At 67.3% G+C, this 14,361-nt stretch carries 18 protein-coding genes and 1 tRNA gene; 10 read left to right on the top strand and 9 right to left on the bottom strand.

Annotated elements, in window-relative coordinates; genetic code table 11:
- Nucleotides 1-41 precede the first annotated feature (41 nt).
- The 3 genes from AC3WT0_RS01690 to AC3WT0_RS01680 all read left to right on the top strand — a co-directional run bounded on the left by AC3WT0_RS01690 (nt 42) and on the right by AC3WT0_RS01680 (nt 3,092).
- Nucleotides 42-554, top strand: a complete 513-nt coding sequence (locus AC3WT0_RS01690; RefSeq protein ID WP_492750921.1) for a type III secretion system chaperone family protein — start codon at nt 42-44, stop codon at nt 552-554.
- An 85-nt stretch (nt 555-639) separates the two neighbouring features.
- Nucleotides 640-2,463 (top strand): cation:proton antiporter, encoded by a 1,824-nt coding sequence (locus AC3WT0_RS01685; RefSeq protein WP_492750919.1) that lies wholly within the window; start codon nt 640-642, stop codon nt 2,461-2,463.
- A complete protein-coding gene (locus AC3WT0_RS01680) occupies nt 2,460-3,092 on the top strand; it encodes an OmpA family protein (protein WP_492750917.1) in 633 nt (210 codons plus the stop codon). Before AC3WT0_RS01685 ends, AC3WT0_RS01680 begins: the two co-directional genes overlap by 4 nt.
- Nucleotides 3,093-3,101: 9 nt before the next feature.
- On the opposite strand, the gene AC3WT0_RS01675 is transcribed toward AC3WT0_RS01680, so the two are convergent.
- Entirely contained in the window at nt 3,102-3,875 is a 774-nt protein-coding gene (locus AC3WT0_RS01675) for an SDR family oxidoreductase (protein ID WP_492750916.1), read from the bottom strand.
- A gap of 106 nt (nt 3,876-3,981) precedes the next feature.
- Between AC3WT0_RS01675 and AC3WT0_RS01670 the strand changes: the two genes are divergently transcribed.
- The 4 genes from AC3WT0_RS01670 to AC3WT0_RS01655 all read left to right on the top strand — a co-directional run bounded on the left by AC3WT0_RS01670 (nt 3,982) and on the right by AC3WT0_RS01655 (nt 5,997).
- A complete protein-coding gene (locus tag AC3WT0_RS01670; protein WP_492750914.1) occupies nt 3,982-4,827 on the top strand; it encodes a helix-turn-helix domain-containing protein in 846 nt (281 codons plus the stop codon).
- 70 nt (nt 4,828-4,897) lie between these two features.
- Nucleotides 4,898-5,575: a fumarylacetoacetate hydrolase family protein gene (locus AC3WT0_RS01665; RefSeq protein WP_492750913.1), complete on the top strand. Its 678-nt coding sequence runs from the start codon at nt 4,898-4,900 to the stop codon at nt 5,573-5,575.
- A 7-nt stretch (nt 5,576-5,582) separates the two neighbouring features.
- Nucleotides 5,583-5,891, top strand: coding sequence for a hypothetical protein (locus tag AC3WT0_RS01660; RefSeq protein ID WP_492750911.1), 309 nt, complete (start codon nt 5,583-5,585; stop codon nt 5,889-5,891).
- The gene (locus AC3WT0_RS01655; RefSeq protein ID WP_492750910.1) at nt 5,845-5,997 is read left to right on the top strand and encodes a hypothetical protein; all 153 of its coding nucleotides are present in this window, start codon (nt 5,845-5,847) and stop codon (nt 5,995-5,997) included. The genes AC3WT0_RS01660 and AC3WT0_RS01655 overlap by 47 nt, the downstream gene beginning before the upstream one ends.
- 24 nt (nt 5,998-6,021) lie before the next feature.
- Here AC3WT0_RS01655 and AC3WT0_RS01650 read toward each other — a convergent pair whose 3' ends face one another.
- Nucleotides 6,022-7,176, bottom strand: a complete 1,155-nt coding sequence (locus AC3WT0_RS01650; protein WP_492750908.1) for a GGDEF domain-containing protein — start codon at nt 7,174-7,176, stop codon at nt 6,022-6,024.
- A gap of 128 nt (nt 7,177-7,304) precedes the next feature.
- On the opposite strand from AC3WT0_RS01650, the gene proC reads away from it, so the two are divergent.
- Complete coding sequence (gene proC, locus AC3WT0_RS01645) at nt 7,305-8,129, top strand: pyrroline-5-carboxylate reductase (RefSeq protein WP_492751183.1); 825 nt, start codon at nt 7,305-7,307, stop codon at nt 8,127-8,129.
- Here the strand turns inward: proC and AC3WT0_RS01640 are convergent.
- Nucleotides 8,119-8,601: a MarR family winged helix-turn-helix transcriptional regulator gene (locus tag AC3WT0_RS01640; RefSeq protein ID WP_492750906.1), complete on the bottom strand. Its 483-nt coding sequence runs from the start codon at nt 8,599-8,601 to the stop codon at nt 8,119-8,121. The genes proC and AC3WT0_RS01640 overlap by 11 nt on opposite strands.
- 97 nt (nt 8,602-8,698) lie before the next feature.
- Between AC3WT0_RS01640 and AC3WT0_RS01635 the strand changes: the two genes are divergently transcribed.
- Both AC3WT0_RS01635 and AC3WT0_RS01630 read left to right on the top strand, forming a co-directional pair.
- Nucleotides 8,699-9,796, top strand: coding sequence for a branched-chain amino acid aminotransferase (locus tag AC3WT0_RS01635; RefSeq protein WP_492750904.1), 1,098 nt, complete (start codon nt 8,699-8,701; stop codon nt 9,794-9,796).
- A gap of 83 nt (nt 9,797-9,879) precedes the next feature.
- Nucleotides 9,880-9,954 (top strand) — tRNA-Gln (locus AC3WT0_RS01630).
- Between the two features lie 117 nt (nt 9,955-10,071).
- Here the strand turns inward: AC3WT0_RS01630 and AC3WT0_RS01625 are convergent.
- The 6 genes from AC3WT0_RS01625 to AC3WT0_RS01600 all read right to left on the bottom strand — a co-directional run bounded on the left by AC3WT0_RS01625 (nt 10,072) and on the right by AC3WT0_RS01600 (nt 14,258).
- Nucleotides 10,072-10,527: a winged helix DNA-binding protein gene (locus AC3WT0_RS01625; RefSeq protein ID WP_492750903.1), complete on the bottom strand. Its 456-nt coding sequence runs from the start codon at nt 10,525-10,527 to the stop codon at nt 10,072-10,074.
- Complete coding sequence (locus AC3WT0_RS01620) at nt 10,475-10,951, bottom strand: hypothetical protein (protein ID WP_492750901.1); 477 nt, start codon at nt 10,949-10,951, stop codon at nt 10,475-10,477. The genes AC3WT0_RS01625 and AC3WT0_RS01620 overlap by 53 nt, the downstream gene beginning before the upstream one ends.
- An 85-nt stretch (nt 10,952-11,036) precedes the next feature.
- Nucleotides 11,037-11,315 carry a hypothetical protein gene (locus AC3WT0_RS01615; protein WP_492750899.1) on the bottom strand — a complete coding sequence of 93 codons (279 nt, stop codon included), beginning with the start codon at nt 11,313-11,315 and terminating at the stop codon, nt 11,037-11,039.
- A 49-nt stretch (nt 11,316-11,364) separates the two neighbouring features.
- On the bottom strand, nt 11,365-11,811 hold the full coding sequence (locus AC3WT0_RS01610) for a helix-turn-helix domain-containing protein (RefSeq protein WP_492750897.1): 447 nt from the start codon (nt 11,809-11,811) through the stop codon (nt 11,365-11,367).
- Between the two features lie 96 nt (nt 11,812-11,907).
- Nucleotides 11,908-13,800, bottom strand: coding sequence for an acetyl/propionyl/methylcrotonyl-CoA carboxylase subunit alpha (locus AC3WT0_RS01605; RefSeq protein WP_492750895.1), 1,893 nt, complete (start codon nt 13,798-13,800; stop codon nt 11,908-11,910).
- Nucleotides 13,794-14,258 (bottom strand): DUF4440 domain-containing protein, encoded by a 465-nt coding sequence (locus AC3WT0_RS01600; protein ID WP_492750893.1) that lies wholly within the window; start codon nt 14,256-14,258, stop codon nt 13,794-13,796. The genes AC3WT0_RS01605 and AC3WT0_RS01600 overlap by 7 nt, the downstream gene beginning before the upstream one ends.
- Between the last annotated feature and the right edge of the window lie 103 nt (nt 14,259-14,361).

Here is a 14,361-nt window from a genome sequence, read left to right as displayed (position 1 = left end):
AATTTTCAGCGCGGCCGAACAGGGCTGCGGGGCGCTAAGGCATGACGTTGGAAGAATTTGAAGACAGCAGCGGCGACGACGCCGCGCCGATCGACATGCTCGAAAATTATTTCTCGGCGCATGGCTGGTCCTACGAGCGGATGGGCGATGACGAGATCGTCGCCAATATTCAGGGCAGCTGGGCCAAATATGAACTGCGCGGCGTGTGGCGCGACGATGATCGGGTGCTCCAGTTCCTGGCGCTTCCCGACGTGCGCGTGCCCGACGACAAGCGTGCGACGATCTACGAGACGATCGGGCTGGTGAACGAGCAGCTATGGCTCGGCCATTTCGAGCTGTGGGCGAACAGCGGCATCCTGCTCTTCCGCCACGCGGCGTTGCTTTCGGTTTCCGATGGGCCGCTGCTTGCGCTCGATCAGGCCGAAACCCTGATCGAGGCGGCGCTCGACGAGTGCGAGCGCTTCTACCCCGTGTTCCAGTTCGTGCTGTGGGGCGGCAAGAGCCCCAAGGAGGCGATCGCCGCCGCGCTCATCGAGACGCAGGGCGAAGCCTGAAATCAGCTTGATCGGCAAGGGCGGCGGGAACTTATCCGCCGCCGGGGTTTTCGTCCGGCTATCCCGTCATTAGTCTGGAGCCCGGATGGAGCCCTATGCCCTCGTCTTCGCGCTGATCGGCGCGCTCGGTATCGGCGCGCAATGGATTGCGTGGCGGACGGGCTGGCCCGCGATCGCGCTGATGCTCGCGGCCGGCGTTATCGCGGGGCCTGTCACCGGCCTCGTCCGCCCGCACGATATATTCGGCGATCTGCTCGAACCGATGATCTCGGTCGCGGTCGCGCTGATCCTGTTCGAAGGCGGGCTGAGCCTCAATTTCCGCGAGCTGCGGCGCACCGACGGCGCGGTGACGCGGCTGGTGCTGCTCGGCGCGCCGATCGGCTGGGTGCTGGGCTCGCTCGCCTGCTATTATGTCGCGGGGCTGGTCTGGCCCGTCGCGATCCTCTTCGCCGGCATATTGGTGGTGACGGGGCCGACGGTGGTGCTGCCGCTGCTCCGCCAGAGCAACGTCGCCGCCCGGCCGCGCGCGATCCTCAAATGGGAAGCGATCGTCAACGATCCCGTCGGTGCGCTGTTCGGCGTCATCACTTACGAATATCTGCGCCGGACGGGCGAGGGCGGGACGCTGGCCAGCGTCCTCGTCTCGCTCGCGGCGGCGGCGGCGGTGGCGGGGCTGATCGGCTGGCTCGCCGCGCGCGCGATCGGCTGGGCCTTTCCGCGCGGCCATGTGCCCGAATATCTGAAGGCGCCCATCCTGCTCGTCGCGGTCATCGCGGTGTTCGTCGGCTCGAACATGGTCCAGCAGGAAACCGGGCTGCTCGCCGTCACGGTGATGGGGATCGTGGTCGCCAACATGAAGATGGAGTCGCTGCGCGATGTCCAGCCCTTCAAGGAGAATATCACCGTCCTGCTCATCTCGGGCGTGTTCGTGCTGCTCTCCGCCTCGCTCGATCTGCAGGTTCTCCGGCAGTTCGAGTGGCGCTTCCTTGCCTTCCTCGTCGCGCTGCTCTTCCTCGTCCGCCCCGCGACGGTGCTGCTGAGCCTGGCTTTCAGCCCGGTGCCCTGGCGCGAACGGCTGCTCGTCGCGTGGATCGCGCCGCGCGGCGTCGTCGCGGTCGCCATTTCCGGGCTGTTCGCGCTGCGCCTCGATCATCTGGGGTATAGCGACGGATCGATCCTCGTCACCCTGTCCTTCGCGGTGGTGATCGCGACGATCATCGCGCACGGCTTCTCGATCGGCCCGGTCGCGCGGCTGCTGAAAGTGACGGGCGCGACCGAGCAGGGGCTGCTGATCGTCGGCGGCACGCCGTTCAGCCTCGCGCTCGCCGATCAGCTCCGCCAGCTCGAAGTGCCGGTGACGATCGCCGACAATAGCTGGCAGCGCCTCGCCGCCGCGCGGCAGGCCGGCATCCCCACCTATCATGGCGAGATACTGGCCGAGGCGACCGAGGAGCGGCTGGACCTCACCCAGTTCCAGGTGATCGCCGCGACGACCGACAACGAGGCCTATAACGCGCTGGTCTGCAACGAGTTCGCGCCCGAGGTCGGCCGCGACAATGTCTATCAGCTCGGCGATTCGAGCGATGACGACGATCCCCGCTCGCTGCCCGAGGCGCTGCGTGGCCGTGCGCTCTTCGCCTCGGGGCTGGGCGTCGAGCAGATATTGGAGCGCGACCGCGCCGGCTGGGGCTTCCGCAAGACGCGGATCACCGAACAGTTTGATTTCGAAGCCGCGCGCGCCGGGCTGCCCGAGGGAGCCGACATGCTGCTGCTGATCCGCAAGGGCGGCGCGCTGCGCTTCTTCACCCACGCATCGCGGCCGACGCCGCAGGCGGGGGACATAATCATATCCTACGTCCCGCCCGACGCGGCGGCGGCGAGGGAACAGGAGGGAGAGGCAACGGCATGACGACAGAGAAGATCGGCGCAAGGCCGGCGGGGATCGCGCTGGGGGTGGCGCTGGCGCTTCTCGCCGCCGCCTGTGCCCCGCAGACGAAGCAGGGCAATGCCGCCGACAATGCGGTCGCGGACAATGAAGCGGTCGGCGATGCCGGCAGCAATGAGGCCGTCGAGCAGCGCTCGATCCTCAGGCCCGAAGTCACGCCGACGCCCGATGCGCCCAGGCCGCTCGAACCCGAGACGCTGACTGTCGCCTTCGCTACGTCGGGCCAGAAGCTCGACGATGCCGGGCGGCAGGCGATCGACGCCTTGCTGGCGCATCCGGTGATGCAGGCGGGCGGCCCGATCATCCTCAGCGGCCACAGCGATTCGCGCGGATCGGACGGCGACAATCGCGTCGCTTCGCGCAAGCGGGCCGAGGCGGTGCGCGCCTATCTGGTCGAAAAGGGCGTGGACGCGAAACGGATCACCGTCGTCGCGCTCGGCGAGACGCGCCCGATCGCGCCCAATGCCAATGCCGACGGCAGCGACGATCCCGAGGGGCGGGCGAAGAACCGCCGTGTCGAGATCGAGGTCGGGCCGCCGGAGCAGCCTTCTCCCAATCCGACAGCGCAGCCCGCGCCCGCCGCCACACCCTGATCGCCCGCCCTATTTGGTCGTATAGCCGCCGTTGATCAGGATGGTCTGCCCGGTCAGCCACCAGCCGTCGGAGACGACGTGGCGGATGAAAGGCACGATATCGGCGATGTCGGTCAGCCCGGTCTTCGTATAGCCCGACAGCGCCGCCGCGCTTTCATGATATTGCTGCGCTTCCTTGCTTTCGGCGGGATAGAAGAAAGGCGTGTCCATCGGCCCCGGCCCGATCGCGTTGACCGAGATGCCGCGCTCGCCAAACTCCTTGGCCGCTGCGCGCGTATAATGCTCCACCGGCGCCTTCGAGCCCGCATAGGTCGAATAGAAGGGCGTGAACGCGCCGAGCAGCGAGGTGACGATCGTCACCAGCTTGCCATTGTCGTTGAGCGTCCTGCCCGCTTCCTTGATGAAGAAATAGGCCGCCTTGGCGTTGACGGCGGACATTTCGTCGAACTCCTCCTCGCTGGTCTCGACGATCGGCTTCTTGAGCACCTTGCCCACGGTGTTGATCGCGATGTCGATCGATCCCATCGCCGCCCTGGCATCGGCGAACAGCGTCTCGACCGCAGCCGCCGTGGTCAGGTTGCCCTGGAAAGCATAGGCCCTGGCGCCCAGCGCCTGCACCGCCGCCAACGTTTCCTCGGCCGCCGCCTTCGTCGCCTCGCTATTATAGTGGATGGCCACGGCCGCCGCGCCCTGGCCGGCCAGATCGCGCGCGATCAGCCCGCCCAGATTCTTCGCGCCGCCAGCGATCAGCGCCGTCTTGCCTGCGATATCATGCTTGGACATTCGGAAAGGTCTCCCTCGTTGGATTCCCGCCGAATCTAGCGAGGCTGCGCTCCGCCGCTTTCGAGATATAGTCGGCGATTGTCGGAATCGTTGCGAGGAGGCGCTTATGGTGTGGGACGGGCGAAGGCCGCTGTCGGAACGCCGGCGCCTGTCGCATCGCGCGCTCGGCGCGCAGGGCATGGGCTTCAACTTCGTCACTGAGTCGATCGCCGCGCCGACCGACTGGTGCATCGAGGAGGATCACCACACCCTCGTCCTCCACATGGCGGGCGGGTTCCGGGGCATGGAATCGGTGTTCGCCAACGGCCCCTCGGCGCGCGTGCTGCCCGATGTGGGCGATTTCTGGGTGATCCCGGCGGGCCAGCGCTATGCCGCGCTCGCCGAGGGCGAGACCGTCGGCTATTGCGAAATGACGGTGCCGACCGCGCTTATCGCCGATCGGGCGCTGTCCCCGCGGATCGGGCATCGCGATCCCTTCCTCCAGGGCATGATCGAGCGGCTTGCGGCCGTCGCGGGACGCGAGGACGATCTCGCCCAGATGCTCCGCGATACGCTGGCCGAACTGATCCGGCTGCACCTGCTCGATCGTTCGCGCGAACCCATGCCGGGCGGGCAGGGCGGCGGGCCGGTCCCGCGCGCGCTGCTCGGTCTGCTCGATGAGCTGCGCGAAACGCTCGACTGGCCCCACAGCCTCGACACGATGGCGGCGCGCGCCGGCATGGGGCGCGGCGATTTCCTGCGCGCCTTCCATGCCGCGACGGGGATGACCCCGCATCGCTGGCTGATCGGCCAGCGCATCGCACTGGCAAAGGCGCTGCTCGCCGATCGCCGCCGCCCGATCACCGATATCGCGCTGGCCGTCGGATTCTCGACCCCCAGCCATTTCTCGGCGGCCTTCCGCCAGCATACCGGCCTCAGCCCCAGTGAACATCGGCAGGCGCTGCTGGGCTAGGCGGTTGCGCGCGACGGGGCGGGGTGTAGGGAAGCGTGTATCCCGTTTTCCGAAAAGGGCCATGCCTGCCATGCCGACGCTTCCCGAGATCGCCGTCCCCACCGTTGCCATCGAGGGATCGGCAGCCCGCTTCCCCGTGCGCCGCATCTTCTGCGTCGGGCAGAATTATGCCGATCATGCGCGCGAGATGGGGGGCGATCCCGATCGCGCGCCGCCCTTCTTCTTCTCCAAGCCCGCCGATGCGGTCGTCGCGAACGGCGCGACGCTGCCTTTCCCGTCGCTGACCGACAATCTTCATCACGAGGTCGAGCTGGTCGTGGCGCTGGGTGCGGGCGGGGAGACTCTCTCGCCGGATGCGGCCGCCGGGGCGATCTTCGGCTGGACGGTGGGCATCGATCTCACGCGCCGCGACCTTCAGGCCGAGGCCAAGAAGGCCGGCCGCCCGTGGGACATGGCCAAGGGTTTCGATCGGTCGGCCCCGGTCGGCGCGATCCGCCCCGGCATGCCGCCCGCGAGCGGCGCGATCACGCTCGGCATCGACGGCGAGCAGCGCCAGTCGGGCAATCTCGATCAGATGATCTGGCCGGTGCCGGAAGTCATCGCCAATCTCTCGACCTATGTCGCGCTCGCGCCCGGCGACCTGATCTTCACCGGCACGCCCGCCGGCGTCGGCCCGATCCTGCGCGGCCAGACGGTCGAGGCCAGGATCGACGGCCTCGATCCGCTCGTCATCACCTTCGGCCGGTGATCGCGCGATGAGCCTCAGCCTGACCACGCCGGAGATGCCCGGCGACGCCGAACGCGACGCCGTCCTCGCGCCGCTGCGCGCCTATAATGTCGAGCGGGCGGGCGATCCGCGCGCCCGGCCGGTCGCGATCCTGCTCACCGACGAGGCCGGCAATCATGTCGGCGGCCTGTGGGGCAAGACTGCCTATGACTGGATGTTCGTCGAATTTCTCGCCGTGCCCGAGGCGTGGCGCGGACTATGGCACCGCGCTGATGCGCGAGGCCGAAAGCGTGGCAAGGGCGCGCGGCTGCATCGGCATCTGGCTCGACACCTATGATTTTCAGGCGCGCGGCTTCTACGAGAAGCTGGGCTTCACGCTGTTCGGCACGCTGGAGGACCAGCCCGTCGGCCACAGCCGCTTCTTCCTCCGCAAGCGCTTCTGAGGAAGCGGGTTGCGATTCAAATCCTCAGGCGATGATCACCTGATCGCGGCCCGCTCTTTTGGCGCGGTAAAGCGCTTCGTCGGCGCGGCGGAGCATGTCGCGGCCCTTGGCGTCGTCGGCGGTGAGCTGCGCGACGCCTGCCGAGAAGGTGATCTGGCCCAGCGGCTCGCCTGAATCCTTGGCCGCCAGCCGGCGCGACGCGAGCGAGCGCCGCGCCTCGTCGACCATCTCATAGGCTTTTTCGGCGGCGATATTTTCGAACAGCACCACGAATTCCTCGCCGCCGTGGCGCGCCACATGGCATTTGTCGTTCGAGATTTCGCTGAGCAGCTTGGCGACGAACTTGAGCACGCGGTCGCCGACCTCATGGCCGTGCCTGTCGTTGACCGTCTTGAAATTGTCGATGTCGCAGAAGGCGAGCGACAAGGGATTCTGCGACGCCTTGGCCTCGGTCACCGATCGCGTCAGCAGCGCCTCGAAGGCGCGGCGGTTGGGCAGGCCGGTCAGTTGGTCGCTGTCGGCCTGGCGGCGCGCCTCGACGAGGCTGGTGCGCAGCGCGGCCATTTTCTTGCCGGCCTGGCGCAGCTCATGTTCGGCGGCGCGGGTTTTCTCGATCATCGCGCGGGTGAGGAAGACGAGCGCGCTGACGCTCTGGCTGACATCCTCCTGCGCGGCGAGCCCGGCAACCTTGTCTTCCAGCGCTTCGCCATAGGCCTGCGCGTCGGCGCCCGATTGCTTGACCACGCCGGCGACGCTGGCGAGGCCGACCTGCGCCTCATCGATCAGCTTGTGGAGCGCGGCGGCCGACATGTCGGTGCGCGTCTCGGCGAGGATCGCTTCGGCCACTTCGTCGCGCAGGATGCCGTCACGCTCGATCGCGCGATCGACGGCGAAGGCCAGGCGGCGGTTGCTGCCCGAGATATAGGCGTGGGCCAGCTCATAATGCGTCGGCAGCGGATCGAGCTGGTTGTTGAACAGGAAGGTGCCGATGCGCTCATACAGGTCGCGCGGGCCGATCGGCGGATCGGTGCGCGCCCGCTCGCCGTCGGCCTCGTCCTGCTCGGTGCCGAACAGGCCGCGGACCGCGCTCATCAGGCGCGACGTGCGGCGGTCTCCCGTCTGGTGCGAGGGAGAGGATGGCGTCGCCGTGACGCGGCCGGAATGAGCGATATCGGTCATGACCCGGTTAACGACAATATCGGCGCTTTCTTGCGTGCCTCATCCGAAAGATCGGCAAATTATTTCGTCCGATGTGGATGCCTGCGCAGACGGTTCCGTCGCGGCGGCTGGCGGGCTATGCGCTGGGCATGACGCTCGAACATTTTGACCATGCGCCGATCTGGCTGCTCGGCTGCGGAAACATGGCCGGCGCGATGCTCGGCCGCTGGCTCGATCAGGGGCTCGATCCCGCGCTGGTCACCGTGATCCGCCCCAGCGGCGCGCCCGTCGCGCCGGGTGTCCGCGTGCTGACGGCCTTCCCCGACGAAGCGCCGCCGGCGATCCTGATGCTCGGCGTCAAGCCGCAGCGCCTGGGCGATGTCGCGCCCGCAGTGCGCGCGGCGGTCGGGCAGGGGACGATGCTCGTCTCGATCCTCGCCGGCGTGCGGATCGATACGCTATCGCAACATTTTCCCGCGGCCGGCGCCATCCTCCGCGTCATGCCCAACACCCCCGTCGCCATCGGAAAAGGCGTTGTTCCCCTGATAACCCAGCAGGAAACCTCCGAAACGCAGCGCTTGGCGGCGGAAAAGCTGATGGCTCCCCTCGGCCTCGTCGAATGGGTCGCCGACGAAAATCTGTTCGACCTGATCACCGCGCTGTCCGGCAGCGGCCCCGCCTTCCTCTTCCGCTTCATCGATGCGCTGGCGGGCGCTGCCGCAGATATCGGCCTCCCCGCCGATCAGGCCGCGCGCTTCGCTCTGGCGACCGTCGAAGGCGCGGCTCTGCTGGCGGCGGCGTCGGACGAGGAGCCGGGCAAGCTCGCCGATCGCGTCGCCAGCCCCGGCGGCTCGACGCGCAAGGGGCTGGACGTGCTCGACGACGGGGAAGCGCTCCGCGACCTGCTCCGCCGCACGCTCGCCGCCGCGACGAAGCGCAACGCCGAGATGGCGGCCGAAGCGCTCAAGGGGTGACGAGGCGCGCGCGCTCGGCCTCGGGAATCAGCCCTTCGAGCACGCGCCAGAATCCCGTCACCGCATCCTGCCCCGCCTCGGCATAGGCGGCGGCGAGCCGCGCGCGCATCGCCTCGAACAGCCGCGTCTCGAGCGCCTGCCCGTCGGCGGTGAGCCGCAGCAGGCGTTGCCGCCGATCGTTGCGGCCCTGCCGTGTCTCGACCAGCCCGCGCGTCTCCAGATCGCCCAGCACGCGCCCCAGCGACTGCTTGGTGATCGCCAGCAGGCGGAGCAGATCAGTGACACTCAGGTCGGGCCGCCGCGCGATGAAATAAAGCGCGCGCTGGTGCGCTCGCCCCAGTCCTTCGACCGCCAGCACCGGTTCGATCGCGCGGCCCAGCACCGTCTGCCCGAAATGCATCAACTCGATGCCGCGCCTGACCTCGGCTTCACGAAGGAACAGCGCTGAAGCGCCCGGATGTGGGGAGACCATGTTGACGACTCTAGCGCCCCCTCCTAGTCCCGGGCAACCCGCGCGGCCCGATGACAGGCAAGCGAGGCATCAGGGTCAGCCAGCCGGAGGTCAGCACATGAGCGACGCCGCGTCGTTGCGTTTCGAGTTCGAACCCACTGCCAATCCCATTCCCGCGAGCGAGCGCGATCCGATGCTCGCCAATCCGGGTTTTGGCCGCGTGTTCACCGATCATATGGCACTGATCCGCTATTCGGATGCGAAAGGCTGGCATGACGCCAGGATCACCGCGCGGGGATCGGTGACGGTCGACCCTGCGGCGGCGGTGCTGCATTATGCGCAGGAGATTTTCGAGGGGCTGAAGGCCTATCGTCTGCCCGACGGCGGCGCCCAGTTGTTCCGCGCCGAGGCCAATGCCCGCCGCTTCCGCCACAGCGCGCGGCGCCTCGCCATGCCCGAACTGCCCGAGGAACTGTTCGTCGAATCGGTCCGCGCGCTCGTCCGCACCGATCGCGACTGGATTCCGCAGGATGCGGACGGCGCGCTCTATCTGCGCCCCTTCATGTTCGCGAGCGAAGCCTTTCTCGGCGTGAAGCCCGCCAGCGAATATCTCTACATGGTCATCGCATCGTCGGTCGGCGCCTATTTCAAGGGCGGGGCCAAGCCGATCGCGCTCTGGGCCACGCCGACCTACAGCCGCGCCGGGCCGGGGGGCACCGGCGATGCCAAGTGCGGCGGCAACTATGCCTCCAGCCTGATCGCGCTTGCCGAAGCGACGAGCGAGGGCTGCGATCAGGTGCTGTTCCTCGACACCAAGGAGCGCCGCTGGATCGAGGAACTGGGCGGGATGAACGTCTTCCTTATCTTCGACGACGGCTCGCTGGTGACGCCGCCGCTGGAAGGCACGATCCTGGCCGGCATCACGCGCGACTCGCTGATCCGGCTCGCGCGTGCCGAAGGACGCACCGTTCGCGAAGAGCATTATGGCATCGACCAGTGGGAAGCCGACGCGAAGAGCGGCCGCCTGCGCGAGGCATTCGCCTGCGGCACGGCAGCGGTCGTCACGCCGATCGGCCGGGTCAAGACGCCGACCGCCGACTTCACCATCGGCAACGGCGCGACCGGATCGGTGACCGAAGGGCTGCGCGAAGCGCTCGTCGCGATCCAGCGCGGCACCGCGCCCGATCCGCACGGCTGGACCGAGAAGCTGTTCTGAAATCCTCTGGATCGCGCCTGCGCCCTTCCCAACGGGCGCGGGCGCGGCTAGAGGCAACGGCCCGGGCTGGTCGCCCGGCCTGCTGGGGCGTCGCCAAGCGGTAAGGCACCGGTTTTTGGTACCGGCATTCGCAGGTTCGAATCCTGCCGCCCCAGCCAGTCTGGCCAATTGCGCCGCGTCGAAGGCGAGACGCGACGACACGTCGTCCGAACGCGCCGCCGCGCTGTTCCACCGGAGCATCGACCGGCTCGCGGGAAAGACGCCGGCATGCTCCTTTATGCCGAGCGTCTTTCGGAGCGGGCGAGACGATCGAGATAGGCGTCGAGGGCGGCGCGGCTTTCCGGCGTCAGCCGCAGGAAGACGCGGCGGCGATCCTTTGCGTCGTCGCTGCGTTCGAGCAGGCCGCGCGCCTCCATGGCGTGGATATGGCGAAGCGCCGTCGTGGTCGGAACGCGCGAAGCGACACAGGCGCTCGATACCGATACGGGCCGCGACAATATGTCCTGGATCGCCATATCGAGCAATATGTCCCAGACGGGATCTGCGAACAGTTCCGCGCTGAAATGGCGTTCGCGCGCGCGCCGCTCGGCGACCAGGCGTTCCAACTGGATGAGGCGGCCGGGCTTTATCGAGGGGGGAAAGGATTCCCCGATGCTTTCGATCCGGTGCGTCTCGCCTTCAACGATCCGCGCCGACACCTTTGCCCGAAACACCGGCATTTCGTGAGTCATGATTGCGCCGCCAGTGTCCGGCCGCCCCGGCGGCCAGGCTTGCGAGAATGGGATAGGCCCAAAAGCCCTGCAGCAGGGAATAGGCGACGGCGAGATAATGCGGCGTCACGAGCACGGCGATATGCGAACTGAGGCCTGCCAGCTGGAATCCCGCTGCCCAGATCGGCCAGTTGCGCGGCGTCCTGAGCGCCAGCCCGATCAGAATGGCCAGCAGGACGAGATCGACGACGAACGTCCCCGCCTCGAAATGCAGATAGGCTTTCAACGTACCCGGCTTCACGAGGACGCTGAGGCCCGAGGCGGCGATCATCGCGAGCGCGCCGATCCGTTCGGGCCACGCGCCTTTCGCGAGCGCAAAAAGGATGGCCCCCGCAAGGGCCAGCCAGAAGGCCGCGACGAGCAGCAAGCTGATCGGGGAGATCATCAGACCCGGCTCCTGAAGTGCACCGCCCCCTACCGGTGATCGCGGCCATATGCATCATTTTCCGTCTCCACTTTCGTCTGTTCGCTCAGGCCGGGATGGGCTTGAGGTCGCCGCCGCCGAAGGCTTCTTCGGGAAGGTTCATCTGGCGACGGACGAGCGCGAGGCGGTCGTGCGTGGAAAGAAGGTGGCTGCGCGCATCGATGATGGCGGATTGGGCGGCAGTCGTGGACGAAAGCGCGGGTTGAGCCATGACGGCCGCCAGCCTGGCTTCCAGCCTTGCTTCGGGAAGCGCGGCATTCAGCCGTGCGACGGCGGAGAATGCCCGGTCGAGCTCACGCTCGGCCTTGAAGAGCAGGGCTTCCACTTCGGTCCCGGCGGACAGGCGCCGGCTGAAGAGGCGGTTGAAGACGCCCTTACCGCGCGAAAAATTCTCCGACGGCGCGGAGAGTGGCGATGAGTCCGGCGAGCCCGATGATTGATGAGACGGCGATGCCGACAATGTAGGCGAGGACGCGAGCGTTTCCGATTGAACCATGTTCACCCCCAACTGGCAAAATTGCCAGGGGGATTTGCGCCCCCGGCAAGACCGTTGGTGAGGCATTTTCGGTCGTGTCCGGAATCTCCGGCGCTTGATGCACCAAATTCTGGTGTAGGTTTCCTTCCGCAGCAGCCAGCGCTTTCGCGGCGTCGAAGCGGCTCTTGGCGTCGAGCTTCTTCATCGCCGCCTTGATGTGCATGTCGACGGTGTGGGACGACAGATTCAGCGCCTGGCCGATCCGCTTGGACGTGCCGTGAACCAGCACCAGCCGAAGACACTCCCGCTGCGCTGGCGTGAGTTTGGCGACTGCGTCCCGGTCCATCGGAGTTCCCATTTCGCGCGCTACCCGCGGCGGTCAGTAATCACCTTCCTGTGGGATTAATGTTAAATGCCGTCAAGCGGCATGCGGCAGGCACCGTCAGGCGGCCGCCTCGACCCGCACGAGCAGCGCATCGACCTGAACCTGCGCGCCGACGCTGGCGTTGAGTTCGGCCACGGTGCCGTCGAAGGGCGCGGTCAGGCTGTGCTCCATCTTCATAGCCTCGAGCGTGACGAGTTTCTGGCCCTTTGTGACGGCGTCGCCGGCCGCGACGTCGACCGCGATGATGCGGCCGGGCATGGGCGAGAGGATTGCGCCGTCGGCGGCGGCCCCGGCGGCGGCACCATCGAAGCGCGCCAGCCGGAAGGCGTGGGTCTGGCCCTCTTCGACCGTTATAAAGTCTTCGCCGACAAAGCGGCCGCCGCCGTCAACCGGGTCGCCCTCCCAGATGTCGACGATATGCAGATCGGCATCTCCGCGTATCGCGATCGGTGCGCTGCGAGGGCCATTCAAACGGAAACCGTCGAGGCCACCCCAAGGCTCGTCCTGACTGATGCCATGGGCTTCGTCATGAGCGAACAGGAGGTTGAGCGCGGCGAGCTTCTGCGAGGCGGCGCTCGCTTCGCGTGGGGGAAGAAGATCGGCGAGCCGATCGGCGATGAAACCGGTTTCGACGCGGCCGGCGACGAAGTCCGGGTGACGAAGGGCGCGGACGAGGAAGCCGGCGTTGGTCTTGACGGGCCAGACGGCGGCATAGTCGATTCCGTCCGCGAGACGCTCGGTAGCCGCGGCGCGATCTGCTCCGAAGGCAACCAGCTTCGCGATCATCGGATCATAGAAGGGCGAAACCTCGTCTTCTTCTTCGACACCGGTCTCCACGCGCAGATCGTCTTCGGGGAGCTGGAGAACATCAAGCCTGCCGATCGAGGGCAGAAAGCCGTTAAGCGGATCTTCCGCATACAGCCGCGCTTCCATCGCCCAGCCGTTGATGCTCAACTCATCCTGACGCTTTGGCAGCGGTTCGCCGCTTGCGACGCGGAGCTGCCATTCGACGAGGTCGACGCCGGTGATTTCCTCGGTCACCGGATGCTCGACCTGCAGGCGCGTGTTCATTTCCATGAACCAGATGCGGTCGGCGCGCAGGCCTTCGCTGGCGTCGGCGATGAATTCGATCGTCCCGGCGCCGACATAGTCGACGGCCCTGGCGGCGCGGACGGCGGCGGCGCAGATCGCCTCGCGCGTCGCTTCGTCCATGCCGGGGGCGGGGGCCTCCTCGATCACCTTCTGGTGGCGACGCTGGAGCGAGCAATCACGCTCGAACAGGTGGATGGCATTGCCGTGGGCGTCGCCGAACACCTGCACTTCGATATGGCGGGGCGAGAGGATATATTTCTCGATCAGGACGCGATCGTCGCCGAAGCTGTTGGCGGCCTCGCGCTGGCAACTGGTGAGCGCATCGGCGAAATCCCCGGCGGCATCGACGCGGCGCATGCCCTTGCCGCCGCCGCCGGCGACGGCCTTGATCAGCACGGGATAGCCGATCTTGTCGGCCTCCGCTTTGAGACGATCGGGGCGCTGATCCTCGCCGAGATAGCCGGGGGTGACGGGGACGCCAGCGGCGATCATCCGCTGCTTGGCCGCGTCCTTCAACCCCATCGCGGTAATCGAGGAGGGGTGGGGGCCGACCCAGATCAGTCCCGCGTCGATCACGTCTTGCGCGAAGGCGGCGTTTTCCGACAGGAAGCCATAGCCGGGATGGATCGCCTCGGCCCCTGTCGCCCTGGCGGCGGCAATGATCCTTTCGCCCACCAGATAGGATTCGCGCGCGGGCGACGGGCCGATATGCACGGCCTCGTCGGCCTGACGGACGTGCAGGGCGTTGGCGTCTGCATCCGAATAGACGGCGACGGTGCGGATACCCATCGCGCGCGCGGTGCGGATGACGCGGCAGGCGATCTCGCCGCGATTGGCGATGAGCAGCGACTTCAGCATCCGGTAGTCCGCTTGGACCAGGTGATGTTCTGGATCTTCCACGCACCGCCTTCGCGGATCAGGTCGAAATGATCGACCCCGCAATGGCTGGTCTTGCCGTCGATGGTGAAGCTGTAATGGCCCCAGACCATCGCGATATTGCCGTCGATCTCGATCGCGGGATCGGCCATGCTTTCCTCGAAGCGTTCGGCGCCGGGCTTGATGCGCGCGGCCATCTCATCGGCGGTCAGATGATCGATGCGGACCGATCCGTCCACCGATTCAGTGGCGACCGTCACGGTCGCGCCCGGTCGGAAGGTTGCGGCGATCGCCGCCCCATCGCGCGCGGCGATGCCTGCGAACAGCGCGTTGACGGGGATCATCGCCGATGCCTCGGGCGTGCCCGGGGGCGGCAGGCCAGTCCCCTTGGGCAGCGGCTGGACCGGGGTGATCTGGAGCGCGAGGGCGAGGAATATCATTGGCCATCCCCGATGCGAAGTTGACAAAGTTGAGAGGCTAGAACGTCAAACGCTCCGGCGCCGCCGACGGCTGGCGCAGGTCGTGCGCAATCGCGGTCGAGGG

Source organism: Sphingomonas sp. EU05-FHT14C10 (genome assembly GCF_058790595.1).
The sequence above is the reverse complement of the archived record's forward strand: the minus strand, read 5'-3'. Positions and strand labels throughout refer to the sequence as shown.

What these genes read in the sequence shown, in the direction of transcription:
- AC3WT0_RS01690 (WP_492750921.1), top strand. Translation starts at nt 42, where the DNA reads ATGACGTTGGAAGAATTTGAAGACAGCAGCGGCGACGACGCCGCGCCG.
- AC3WT0_RS01685 (WP_492750919.1), top strand. Translation starts at nt 640, where the DNA reads ATGGAGCCCTATGCCCTCGTCTTCGCGCTGATCGGCGCGCTCGGTATC.
- AC3WT0_RS01680 (WP_492750917.1), top strand. Translation starts at nt 2,460, where the DNA reads ATGACGACAGAGAAGATCGGCGCAAGGCCGGCGGGGATCGCGCTGGGG.
- AC3WT0_RS01675 (WP_492750916.1), bottom strand. Translation starts at nt 3,875, where the DNA reads ATGTCCAAGCATGATATCGCAGGCAAGACGGCGCTGATCGCTGGCGGC.
- AC3WT0_RS01670 (WP_492750914.1), top strand. Translation starts at nt 3,982, where the DNA reads ATGGTGTGGGACGGGCGAAGGCCGCTGTCGGAACGCCGGCGCCTGTCG.
- AC3WT0_RS01665 (WP_492750913.1), top strand. Translation starts at nt 4,898, where the DNA reads ATGCCGACGCTTCCCGAGATCGCCGTCCCCACCGTTGCCATCGAGGGA.
- AC3WT0_RS01660 (WP_492750911.1), top strand. Translation starts at nt 5,583, where the DNA reads ATGAGCCTCAGCCTGACCACGCCGGAGATGCCCGGCGACGCCGAACGC.
- AC3WT0_RS01650 (WP_492750908.1), bottom strand. Translation starts at nt 7,176, where the DNA reads ATGACCGATATCGCTCATTCCGGCCGCGTCACGGCGACGCCATCCTCT.
- proC (WP_492751183.1), top strand. Translation starts at nt 7,305, where the DNA reads ATGACGCTCGAACATTTTGACCATGCGCCGATCTGGCTGCTCGGCTGC.
- AC3WT0_RS01640 (WP_492750906.1), bottom strand. Translation starts at nt 8,601, where the DNA reads ATGGTCTCCCCACATCCGGGCGCTTCAGCGCTGTTCCTTCGTGAAGCC.
- AC3WT0_RS01635 (WP_492750904.1), top strand. Translation starts at nt 8,699, where the DNA reads ATGAGCGACGCCGCGTCGTTGCGTTTCGAGTTCGAACCCACTGCCAAT.
- AC3WT0_RS01625 (WP_492750903.1), bottom strand. Translation starts at nt 10,527, where the DNA reads ATGACTCACGAAATGCCGGTGTTTCGGGCAAAGGTGTCGGCGCGGATC.
- AC3WT0_RS01620 (WP_492750901.1), bottom strand. Translation starts at nt 10,951, where the DNA reads ATGATCTCCCCGATCAGCTTGCTGCTCGTCGCGGCCTTCTGGCTGGCC.
- AC3WT0_RS01610 (WP_492750897.1), bottom strand. Translation starts at nt 11,811, where the DNA reads ATGGACCGGGACGCAGTCGCCAAACTCACGCCAGCGCAGCGGGAGTGT.
- AC3WT0_RS01605 (WP_492750895.1), bottom strand. Translation starts at nt 13,800, where the DNA reads ATGCTGAAGTCGCTGCTCATCGCCAATCGCGGCGAGATCGCCTGCCGC.
- AC3WT0_RS01600 (WP_492750893.1), bottom strand. Translation starts at nt 14,258, where the DNA reads ATGATATTCCTCGCCCTCGCGCTCCAGATCACCCCGGTCCAGCCGCTG.